We start from the raw sequence: 11,244 nt of genomic DNA on the forward strand, positions 1-11,244 counted from the left end.
AAGTTGGACAGAGCGGAAATGTTCTCTGTTCGTTCAATTAAGAAGCCCCCGATATGGGTTTCATATCAGGGGCTTAGAGTGGTGAGCCCGACGCGATTCGAACGCGTGACCCGTTGATTAAAAGTCAACTGCTCTACCAGCTGAGCTACGGGCTCGAAAGTCTTGTTATATAACGTCAACTCTAATCCGCGGTCCGTCTGGTGCCGGCGCGGGCAGGCGGCATGTATTTCCGTTTTCGGCGCTCTTGTCAACCTTGATAGCGACAAGACCCGAAAAGGCTGGTTTCCCAAGGGGGCCTCCCATGGCGCGACCGCGCCCGGGACGCCCTCCGTGGGGAAATCCTACTTCACGTCGGCGGCGACCTGAACCTTGACGATGCGGTCGGGATCGCTCACCGAGCCATTGGCCCGCGAATCGCCCTTCTTGATCATGTCCACGAAGTCCATGCCCTTGGTCACCTGGCCCCAGATGGTGTACTGGCCATCCAGATGCGACGACGGGGCCAGCATGATGAAGAACTGGCTGTTGGCGCTGTCGGGATCGGCGGTGCGGGCCATCGAGGTCACGCCGCGCAGATGGCGGGCCTTCGACGGCGGGCTGAACTCGGCGGGCAGATCGGGCAGATCGGAGCCGCCACGGCCGGTCCCGGTCGGGTCGCCGCCCTGGACCATGAAGCCATCGATCACCCGATGGAACGGCGTGCCATCGTAAAAGCCCTTGCGGACCAGCAGCTTGATGCGCTCCACATGCTTGGGCGCAAGATCGGGCCGCAGCTCGATCACCACGCGACCATCTTTGAGGTCCATGTAGAGGGTGTTTTCAGGGTCGGCGGCCTTGGTGTCGGTCATGACAGTTCCCATGCAGGCGAGTAGAGCGAATAAACTGATCAGGATGCGGCGCATATGGCGTTTCCTTGACCTCTTGAGGGAGGGAGGGGGCTTGGCTCAGGCGGATTCGGCGTCTTCCTCGAAGCGGTCGAGCAAGCGATCGCGGACATGGGCGGGGACGAAGCCGCCGATATCCCCGCCAAGACGGCCGATTTCCTTGACGAAGCGCGACGAGATGAACTGGCTGCGTTCCGAGGCCATCAAAAAAACCGTCTCCACCTTGGAATTAAGGCGGGAATTCATGCCGCACATCTGAAATTCGTATTCAAAATCGGAAATCGCCCGCAGCCCGCGAAAGATCATCGAGGCTCCCTGGGCACAGGCGAAATCCATCAGCAGATTGGCAAACGGGACGACGGTGATCGTCGCCCCGTTGGTCGGCAGCTTGTCAACCGCCACCCGCACCATCTCCACCCGTTCCTCGAGCGAAAACAGCGGGCCCTTGCCGGCATTGACGGCGACGCCAACGGTCAGACGATCAACCAGCCGCGCCGCCCGGCTGATGATGTCGAGATGACCGTTGGTGACCGGGTCGAAGGTCCCCGGATAAACCGCGATGCGTTCAGTCGGCATCATCCCCGTTCCGTTCGGGGGATTGGCCCGCGGGCGGGAGGCCGGACGCTTCCCCGCTCTCGTCCCTCCCCCCGTTGGCATCCTCGGCCAAGGACTCGTCAGGCGTTTCGTCGTCGCCTTCGCCGTCATCGCCATTGCCGTTCATTTCGGGAAGCCGGGCGACCGAGACCACGTGCTCGCCGTCGTCGGACAGGCGGAACAGGGTCACGCCCTGGGTCTTGCGGCCGGCGATGCGCACGTCGTTCACCGGCATGCGGATCAACTGCCCGCCGTCGGTGATCATCATCACCTGATCCTCATTGGCGATCGGGAAGGCGGCGACCACGGTGCCGTTGCGCTCGCTCATCTCGATATTGGCGATACCCTGGCCGCCGCGTCCGGTCACCCGGTACTCATAGGCCGAGGTGCGTTTGCCAAAGCCGCGCGAGGTGACGGTCAGCAGGAATTCCTCGCGCTGGCGCAGATCCTCGAACTCCTCGGCCGACAGAACGCCGGGTTCGGCGTCCAGGGTGCTGTCATCCTCGCCCTCGGTCTCGCCACTGGCCCGGCGCAGGGCGCTGGCCTGTTTGAGATAGGCGGCGCGGGTCTCGGCCGAGGCCTCGACATGGCCCAGGATCGACAGGCGGTTAACCCGGTCGTCCTCGGCCAGACGGATGCCGCGCACGCCCGTCGAGGTCCGTCCGGCGAACACCCGCACGTCGCCCACGGCAAAGCGGATGGCCTTGCCGAGATTGGTGGTCAGCAGCACGTCCTGCTCGTCGGTGCAGGTCGCCACCCCGATCAGATGGTCGCCCTCGTCCAGCTTCATGGCGATCTTGCCGTTGGACATCACATTGGTGAAGTCCGACAAGCGGTTGCGCCGGACATTGCCGGTTTCGGTGGCGAACATCACGTCGAGCTGGTCCCAGGCCCCCTCGTCCTCGGGCAGCGGCATCACCGTGGTGATCCGCTCGCCCTCGTTCAGCGGCATGATGTTGACCATGGCCTTGCCGCGCGCCTGGGGGGTGCCCAGCGGCAGGCGATAGACCTTCATCTTGTAAACCATGCCGTCCGACGAGAAGAACAGCAGCGGCGCGTGGGTATTGACGACGAAGATCGTCGTCACGAAATCCTCGTCGCGCATCGACATGCCCGCCCGCCCCCGGCCGCCGCGGCGCTGGGCGCGATAGGTGGTCAGCGGTACCCGCTTGATATAGCCGGTGTTGGTGACGGTGACGACCATCTCCTCGCGCTGGATCAGGTCCTCGATGTCATGCTCGAACTCGTTCTCCTCCAGCGTCGTCCGCCGGGGGGTGGCATAGGCCTCCTTCATCTCGACCAGCTCGGCGCGCATGATCTCGAACAGCCGGGCGCGCGAGCGCAGGATATGAAGGTATTCCTCGATCTGCTGGCCGATCTCGATCAATTCGCCATGGAGCTTGTCGCGCTCCAGGCCGGTCAGGCGATGCAGACGCAGATCAAGGATGGCGCGGGCCTGGATCTCCGACAGGCGATAAACCCCGTCGATCACCATCCGCCCCGGCTCGTCGATCAGTTTGATCAGCGGCTCGACATCCATGGCCGGCCAGTCGCGGGCCATCAGCCCTTCGCGGGCGGCCTGGGGATCGGGCGCCTCGCGGATCAGCTTGATCACCGGATCGAGATTGGCCACGGCGATGGCCAGACCGACCAGGGTGTGGGCCCGCTCGCGCGCCTTGCCCAGCTCGAAAATCGTACGGCGGCGGATCACCTCCTCGCGGAAGGTGATGAAGGCCTCGATGATCGGCCGCAAGGCCAGCAATTCGGGCTTGCCGCCATTGAGCGCCAGCATATTGACGCCGAAACTGGTCTGCAGCGGCGTGTAGCGGAACAGCTGGTTGAGCACGACCTCGGCCATGGCGTCGCGCTTGACCTCGATCACCACCCGCACGCCGCGACGATCGGACTCGTCGCGGATATCGGAGATGCCCTCAAGCTTCTTCTCGCGCACCAGCTCGGCGATCTTCTCCACCATCGAGGCCTTGTTGACCTGGTAGGGAACCTCGGTGACGATGATGGCCTGGCGGCCGCCCGAAATATCTTCGAAATGGGTGCGGCCGCGCATGATGACCGAGCCGCGCCCGGTCAGATGGGCGGCGCGCACGCCCGAGCGCCCGAGGATGGTGCCCCCCGTCGGGAAGTCCGGCCCGGGAACCAGTTCAAGCAGTTCCTCGGCGGTGACGGCGGGATTGTCGATCATGGCGCAACAGGCGTCGATCACCTCGCCCAGATTATGCGGCGGGATGTTGGTCGCCATGCCCACGGCGATGCCGCCCGCGCCGTTGACCAGCAGATTGGGGAAGCGCGCCGGCAGAACGATCGGCTCGCGGGTGGTTTCGTCGTAGTTGGGCTGGAAGTCGACGGTTTCCTTGTCGATATCGTCAAGCAGGCTGTGGGCGGCCTTGGCCATGCGGGCCTCGGTGTATCGCATGGCCGCGGCGCGGTCGCCGTCCATCGATCCGAAGTTGCCCTGGCCATCGATCAGCGGCAGGCGCATGGCGAAATTCTGCACCATGCGGACCATGGCGTCATAGATCGATTGGTCGCCGTGGGGGTGATATTTACCCATCACGTCACCGACGATGCGCGCCGATTTGCGATAGGGCTTGTTGAACTCGTAGCCGCTTTCCTTCATCGAATAGAGGATGCGCCGATGAACGGGCTTCAAGCCGTCGCGGACATCGGGAAGGGCGCGGCTGACGATCACGCTCATCGCGTAATCAAGATAGCTGCGCTTCATCTCGTCTTCGATGGAGACCGGCGAGATATCCAGGTCGATGGGTTTAGGCGTATTGGTGCTCAACGCTGAACGCTTCCATGAGGACCGGCCCTGACCCCGACCTTGGGGCGACCTGGGCGGGGCCGGAAATAGGGGGATGCCAGCGCCAGCCAGGGGCGGTCGGGCATCGGATAATCAGGCCGATCAGCCGGCTGCGAACGCAGCCGGCCGCGACCTTTTCGCGCTGCGGCACTCTACCAGAACACCCTGCCCCCGGCAATCGTCGAGTACCCGGCCCCATAAAGGGCAAGGCTTTGAAGAACCTTGTTTTTTCGAGAACAAGACCGGGCGTGGCCAAGGGAGAAGGCCTGGGGTGGAGCCGAGGAGCCTTAAAAGGGAATATCGTCGTCCATATCGACCGGGCCCCCGGCGGGCCCGCTCGCCGGCGCCGTATCCCAGCCCTGACGGCCGCCACCGGCCGCGCCGCCGCCATAACCGCCACCGGCGGCCGCCCCGGCGCCAGCGCCATAGCCGCCCCCGCCCTGGCCATAGCCGCCGCCCGCGCCAGCCCCGCCCTGGTAGTCGTCGCCGGCGCCGGGCTTGCCATCAAGCATGGTCATCTCGGCGCCCGGCCCCTGCAGCACGATCTCGGTGGTGTAGCGGTCCTGGCCCTGCTGGTCCTGCCATTTGCGGGTCTGCAGCGAGCCGCAGAGATAGACCTTCGAGCCCTTGCGCAAGTAGCGTTCGGCGATGTCGGCCAAAGGGCCGAAAACCGCCACCTGATGCCATTCGGTGCGTTCGCGGCGTTCGCCGCTCTGGCGGTCCTTCCAGGTTTCCGAGGTGGCGATGCGTAGGTTGGTGACCTTGCCGCCGTTTTGGAAGGTGCGGGTTTCGGGATCCTTGCCCAGATTGCCGATCAGAATGACCTTGTTGACCGAACCTGCCATGTGACCTTACCTCACCCGATTAACGCAAAAGAAAAGGCCGGAGCGCCAGAAGGCTCACCGGATCGAAGGCCCATTTAGCCCCATTCGCCGGTTTATTTCACCAGAAAAAAGTCAAAAACCCGGCGAGGGGGATGCCCCGCCGGGTCTTTGGCAACCAAACCAGAGAGCGGTTTAGTTCTTGAAGTAGTCGTAGTTGCCGCCCTTCCATTCGTACATGACGTAGCCCGGGGCCGACACGTCGCCCTGGGCGTCAAAGCCGATGGGGCCGAGAACGGTCGAGAACTGGCCGGACTTGAGCGCCTTGGCCACCTTGTCGACATCGGTCGACTTGGCCTTCTCCACGGCCTGGGCCCAGGCCTGGACGGCGCCGTAGGTGTAGAGGGTATAGCCTTCGGCGTTGTAACCGGCGTCGGTGAACGACTTCACCACGGCGGCGGCTTCCGGGTTCTTGCGCGGATCGGGCGAGAAGGTGAACAGCGTGCCGTCCCCGGCGGGACCGGCGATCGAGGCGAATTCCGAAGAGACCAGGGCGTCGCCGGAGACGATGCGGGCGTCAAGACCCTGCTCCTTGGCCTGGCGGATGATCAGCCCGGCCTCGGTGTGATAGCCACCAAGATAGATGATCTTTATGCCTTCGTTCTTCAGCTTGGTCACCAGGGCGGAATAGTCTTTTTCGCCGGCGGTGATCGCCTCGTACAGGGCCTCCTGCACGCCGGCCTTGTTGAGGGCCGATTTGGTCTCGTCGGCAAGGCCCTTACCATAGGCGGTCTTGTCGTGGATGATGGCGATCTTCTGGCCGGGGAAATGGGCCTTGAGGAAATCGCCGGCGGTCGGACCCTGCTGGTCGTCACGGCCGCAGGTGCGGAAGACGTTCTCGAAGCCCTGCTCGGTCAGCTTCGGATTGGTCGAAGCCGGAGAGATCTGCACGATGCCTTCTTCGTTGTAGACGGCCGAGGCCGGGATCGACGATCCCGAGCAGAAATGGCCGGCGACGAAGACCACCTTGTCGTTGACGAACTGGTTGGCGACGGCGACGGCCTGCTTGGGATCGCAGGCGTCATCGCCCTTCTTCAGCACCAGCTTCTCGCCAAGCACACCGCCCTTGGCGTTGATGTCCTTGACCGCCTGTTCGGCGCCCTTGGCAAGCTGCTCGCCGAAGGAGGCGTACTGACCCGTCATCGGCCCGGCGACACCCACGGTGATATCCGCCTGGGCGCTTCCCACGCCCATCGCGAACGCGGCGGTCGCCGCCAAAAGCCCGGTCTGGAACTTATTCATTTGAACCACTCTCCCTTCTCAGAAGTGGACGCATCGAGATCTTGGGGAAAAGCGGACCCACCCGGCCCGATCCCCAATCCGGGTATCCTTGCGATACCCGTTATGCCCCGGATCCCCCCCGCGCCCCTTGAGGACGCGCGGGAAAGCAGATCCGGGAGTCACCCGCGGTAGGGCGCGCTTTCCCAGGGCGCCCTAAGGCCTGGGGCTCCCGAACGGGATCCCCGGTAGGAGAATTCGCCCCCTTCATCGCCCGCATTACGGGAACCCCGCGTCGCGAGAAAGGAAACGGGCGTCTTCGGGCCCGCAGAAGAACCGCTGTCAGCCTAGGCTTTGTCCCGCCAGCTCAACAAACCGGTCCGTTCATACAGCCAGGGGTACTGGCTGATCATCTTGCGGACCAGGGTCATGCGATAGGCCAGGAAGCTGATCGCAGTCAAAAGGGTCGTCCCAATAAGGAAACCCGTCAAGGAAAGAAGATGGCCGTCGAACAACGCGAAGACGAAAAAGCGGTTGGCCATGCTGAGCAGAATACCGTAGGGCAACAGATGCCAGGATGGCTTCCAGGTTCCGCCCAGGGCCTGTCCGGTCATATAGGCGATCCAGCCGACCATGATCAGCGTGAACAGCAAGAAGACCTGCAGCGAGGAGCCAAGCAGGGTTTCCATCAGTGGCCTCCTTCCAGATAGGCGGCGCGGATCTCGGGATTGGCCAGCAGTTCCGCCCCGCTGCCGCTCAACGCCACCTGACCGGTCAGCAGGACATAGGCGCGGTGGGCAAGCTTCAGCGCATGGAAGGCGTTCTGCTCGACCAGGAAAATGGTCATGCCCTCGCGCTCGTTGACCTCCTTGATCGCGGCGAAGATCTGGCGCACGACCAAAGGCGCCAGCCCCAGCGAGGGTTCGTCAAGCAACAGCAGGCGCGGCCGGCTCATCAGCGCCCGGCCGATGGCCAGCATCTGCTGCTCGCCGCCCGACAGCGTGCCGCCGCGCTGGTCGCGCCGTTCCTTGAGCCGGGGGAACAGGTCATAGACCTTGCGGATATCCTCGTCGAAATGCTTGGGGTCGGCGGTCAGGGCGCCCATCTGCAGGTTTTCGAAGACCGACATCCGCCCGAAGATCCGCCGCCCTTCCGGCGAATGGGCGATGCCCAAGCGCACGATCTGGTCGGTGGGCATCGCCGTGATGTCGCGGCCTTCGAAGATCACCCGGCCCTGGCGGGCGCGCGGATCGCCGCAGACGGTCATCAGCAAGGTGGTCTTACCCGCGCCGTTCGAGCCGATCAGGGTGACGATCTCGCCGCGATTGACGACGACATCGACGCCCTTCAGGGCTTCGATCTTGCCGTAATAGGTGTGTACGCCTTCGATGCTTAGAATCGGTTCAGCCATCGGTCCGGCTCCCCTTCCCCTTGTCCGGTCCCAGGATATGGCCCAGATCGGCCGCCACTTCGGGCGGCAGATCCTCGTCCTCCTCCTCGCCCAGATAGGCCTTGATCACCGCCGGATCCTCGCGCACCGACTTCGGATCGCCATCGGCGATCTTGCGGCCGTGGTCGAGCACGACGATGTGGTCGGAGATGCCCATGACCACGCTCATGTCGTGTTCGATCAGCAAAAGCCCGATGCCGTGTTCGTCGCGGATCGCCCGCAGAAGGTCGTTGAGATCAAGGGATTCACGGGGATTAAGGCCGGCGGCGGGTTCGTCAAGGCAGAGAACCACCGGTTCTGTGCACATCGCCCGGGCGATTTCCAGGCGGCGCTGGTCGCCATAGGGCAGGTTCTGGGCGTCCCAATCGGCCCGCGCCGTCAGCCCGACCCGATCAAGCCAATAGGCCGCCCGCTCGATGGCGATGCGCTCGGCCCGGCGATAGACCGGCAGATTGAGCAGCCCGGCCAGCGAGAACTTCGACGCCGACATCAGGGCGTTATGCTGGGCGACGATCAGGTTTTCCAGAACCGACATCTGGCCAAACAACCGGATATTCTGGAAGGTGCGCCCGACATGGGCCTGTTGGGCGACGCGGAAGCCCTCCATCCGTTCCAGATAGAACGTCCGCTGCTTTTGCGGATGATGCAGGGTCAGGCGGCCGACCGTCGGCTTGTAAAAACCGGTCAGGCAATTGAACACGGTGGTCTTGCCCGCGCCGTTCGGCCCGATGATCGAGGTGATTTCCCGGTTATGGGCGACGAAGGACAGATCGTCGATCGCCACCAGCCCGCCAAAGCGCATGGTCAGATGGTCGACTTCAAGCAGAACACTGCGATCGGTCGTCGCCGGCAGGGCGGTCGAGCCCTCGACCCCCGGAATCATGGTGGCGATGCTCATGCCTTGCCCCCCTGCTTGGCAAGCCTGTGCTTGATCTTCTCAAAGAGGATGGTCGGATCGCGGTACGACAGCAGGCCGCGCGGCCGCCAAACCATCACCGCGACCATCGCCGCGCCGAAGAAGAACATGCGGAACTGATCGAACTCGCGGAACACCTCGGGCAACACCACCAGGAAGAAGGCGGCGATGACCACGCCGATCTGGCTTCCCATGCCGCCGAGAACGACGATCGCCAGGATCACCGCGCTTTCCATGAAGGTGAAGCTTTCCGGGCTGATGAAGCCCTGGCGGGTAGCGAAGAACGATCCGGCGAAACCGCCGAACATGGCGCCGAGGGCGAAGGCCGACAGCTTGACGTTGGTCGGGTTGATGCCCAGCGAACGGCAGGCGATCTCGTCTTCGCGCAGGGCTTCCCAGGCCCGGCCGACCGGCAGCCGGCGGATGCGCCCGGTGAAGATGTTGGTCAGAACCGCCAGGGCCAGGATCAGATAGAACAGGAAGATCACCCGGTGGTCGGGCGAATAGGAGATGCCGAAGAACTGGTGGAAGGTCTCGCCGCCCTCGGGCGCGGTCCGGGCGAAATCCAGGCCGAAGAAGCTGGGACGCTCGATGCCGCTGATGCCGTCGGGACCGTTGGTCACCGCGTACCAATTCAGCAAGACGACGCGGATGATCTCGCCAAAGCCCAAGGTGACGATGGCCAGATAATCGCCGCGCAACCGCAAGACCGGGAAGCCGAGGACGACGCCGAAGAAGGCGGCGAAAACGCCGGCCAGCGGCAGGCAGACCCAGAACGACCAGCCGAAGGTCTGCGACAGCAGGGCGTAGGAATAGGCGCCGACCGCATAGAAGGCGACATAGCCGAGATCGAGAAGCCCGGCCAGACCGACAACGATATTCAGCCCCCAGCCCAGCATGATGTAGATCATCCAGGTGGTGGCGACATCGACATAATAGCGATTGCTAAACGGCGTGATCGGAAAAACGATGGCCAGAACCAGGGCGGCCAGACCGATGAAGGCCATGTTGCGGCGGAAGAAGCCGCCAACGGGCATGACCACGCTCTTGAGCAGGGCGTCGTGCAGGCGGTTGGACGGATTGTCGCGCCAGATGACCAGGGCGATGCGGCCGATAAACACCGTCAGCACCGACCAGCCCCAGGTCTCCCAGCGCTGCTCGATGAACAGCCCGGCGCCCGAGCTGGTGGCGTGAAGGGCGATGAAGGGCAGGAACAAGACCGCGGCCAGGGCGGCGGTGATCAGGGATTCCTTGATCAGCTTGGGAACGTTCACCCAGCCGATCTGCAACCCGCCGGCGCCAGCGCCGGCTTTGGCGTTGAGGGGAGCTTGCGCCATCACACCTTCTCCACTTCGGGTTTGCCAAGGAAGCCGGTGGGTTTGAAGATGAGCACCAGAACCAGAATGCCAAAGGTAGCCACATCTTTGTATTCAATGGTGAAATAGGCCGACCAGAAGGCCTCGATCAGGCCGATCAGCAAGCCGCCCAGCATGGCCCCGGGCAGCGATCCGATCCCCCCCAGCACCGCCGCGGTGAAGGCCTTCATGCCGGCCAGGAAGCCGATATAGAAGTCGATCACGCCGTAATAAAGCGTGGTGATCAAGCCGGCGACGGCGGCCAAAAGGGCGCCGATGACGAAGGTCAGCGAAATGGTGCGGTCGACGTTGACGCCGATCAGCGAGGCCATCTTGCGGTCCTGCTCGCAGGCTCTTTGCTGGCGGCCCATCGAGGTCTGGGTGATCACATAGGTGAAGCCCATCATCAGACCGATGGTCAAAATCCAGATGAAGATCTGCAAGTAGCTGATTTGAACGGCGAACCCGCCCTGATTGAACACCTCGAACCCGCCGCGGATCACCGGTTGGATCGGCTTGACGCGGGCGCCCTGGGTGATCTGGACATAATTCTGCAGGGCGATGGACATGCCGATCGCCGAAATCAGCGGCGCGAGGCGGAAGGATCCGCGCAAGGGCCGGTAGGCCAGGCGCTCCACCGTCCAGCCATAGGCGGCGGTGAAGACCATCGAGACCACGAGGATCAGCAGCAGGGCCAAGGGAACGCTGGCGAACTCCGGCCCCCCCAGCAACACAAAGCAGATCACCGTGAGGAAGGCACCGATCATGTAGATTTCGCCATGGGCGAAGTTGATCATGCCGATAATGCCGTACACCATTGTATAGCCAATGGCGATCAGGCCGTAGATCGCTCCGAGCGTAAGCCCGTTGATCAATTGCTGTAGAAAGTAAGCCACCCTACCCCCTTTTTTAGCGCCCCCCAAACTCCCTGGCGCTTTTTCATCGGTTTCGTGTGGGTTGATAGTTCCGGGACGGGCGCCTCTCTCAGGCGACTACGGCCAAGGTCGGCCGGTCCCGGTCCCGCACTGCTGATCATGCTTGTTACAATAGGTCCATCCCTTTGCGCAATTCTTAGAATTCCCGAAGTTTTGTTTGCAACCGGCGACCATAAAAAAGGCAATCCGC

General features: G+C 63.3%; 10 protein-coding genes and 1 tRNA gene. All 11 read right to left on the bottom strand.

Annotation, left to right across the window (positions count from 1 at the left end; translation table 11 throughout):
* Positions 1–79: 79 nt before the first annotated feature.
* A tRNA-Lys gene (locus tag RRU_RS09045) sits at positions 80–155 on the bottom strand.
* Between the two features lie 186 nt (positions 156–341).
* On the bottom strand, positions 342–848 hold the full coding sequence (locus RRU_RS09050) for a peptidylprolyl isomerase (protein WP_011389495.1): 507 nt from the start codon (positions 846–848) through the stop codon (positions 342–344).
* Positions 849–944: 96 nt separating this feature from the next.
* Positions 945–1,463 (bottom strand): pantetheine-phosphate adenylyltransferase, encoded by a 519-nt coding sequence (gene coaD, locus RRU_RS09055; RefSeq protein ID WP_011389496.1) that lies wholly within the window; start codon positions 1,461–1,463, stop codon positions 945–947.
* Complete coding sequence (gyrA, locus tag RRU_RS09060; protein WP_011389497.1) at positions 1,450–4,281, bottom strand: DNA gyrase subunit A; 2,832 nt, start codon at positions 4,279–4,281, stop codon at positions 1,450–1,452. The genes coaD and gyrA overlap by 14 nt, the downstream gene beginning before the upstream one ends.
* Before the next feature lie 305 nt (positions 4,282–4,586).
* Positions 4,587–5,144, bottom strand: coding sequence for a single-stranded DNA-binding protein (ssb, locus tag RRU_RS09065; protein WP_011389498.1), 558 nt, complete (start codon positions 5,142–5,144; stop codon positions 4,587–4,589).
* Positions 5,145–5,315: 171 nt separating this feature from the next.
* Positions 5,316–6,422 (bottom strand): branched-chain amino acid ABC transporter substrate-binding protein, encoded by a 1,107-nt coding sequence (locus RRU_RS09070; protein ID WP_011389499.1) that lies wholly within the window; start codon positions 6,420–6,422, stop codon positions 5,316–5,318.
* 323 nt (positions 6,423–6,745) lie between these two features.
* Entirely contained in the window at positions 6,746–7,087 is a 342-nt protein-coding gene (locus RRU_RS09075) for a DUF6867 family protein (RefSeq protein WP_011389500.1), read from the bottom strand.
* Complete coding sequence (locus RRU_RS09080; RefSeq protein WP_201216185.1) at positions 7,087–7,797, bottom strand: ABC transporter ATP-binding protein; 711 nt, start codon at positions 7,795–7,797, stop codon at positions 7,087–7,089. Before RRU_RS09080 ends, RRU_RS09075 begins: the two co-directional genes overlap by 1 nt.
* Positions 7,798–7,801: 4 nt before the next feature.
* Positions 7,802–8,746, bottom strand: a complete 945-nt coding sequence (locus tag RRU_RS09085; protein ID WP_011389502.1) for an ABC transporter ATP-binding protein — start codon at positions 8,744–8,746, stop codon at positions 7,802–7,804.
* Entirely contained in the window at positions 8,743–10,101 is a 1,359-nt protein-coding gene (gene livM / locus RRU_RS09090) for a high-affinity branched-chain amino acid ABC transporter permease LivM (RefSeq protein ID WP_011389503.1), read from the bottom strand. Before livM ends, RRU_RS09085 begins: the two co-directional genes overlap by 4 nt.
* Positions 10,101–11,015: an ABC transporter permease subunit gene (locus RRU_RS09095; protein ID WP_011389504.1), complete on the bottom strand. Its 915-nt coding sequence runs from the start codon at positions 11,013–11,015 to the stop codon at positions 10,101–10,103. The genes livM and RRU_RS09095 overlap by 1 nt, the downstream gene beginning before the upstream one ends.
* Positions 11,016–11,244: the final 229 nt, after the last annotated feature.

The organism is Rhodospirillum rubrum ATCC 11170 (assembly GCF_000013085.1).
GTDB lineage: Bacteria > Pseudomonadota > Alphaproteobacteria > Rhodospirillales > Rhodospirillaceae > Rhodospirillum > Rhodospirillum rubrum.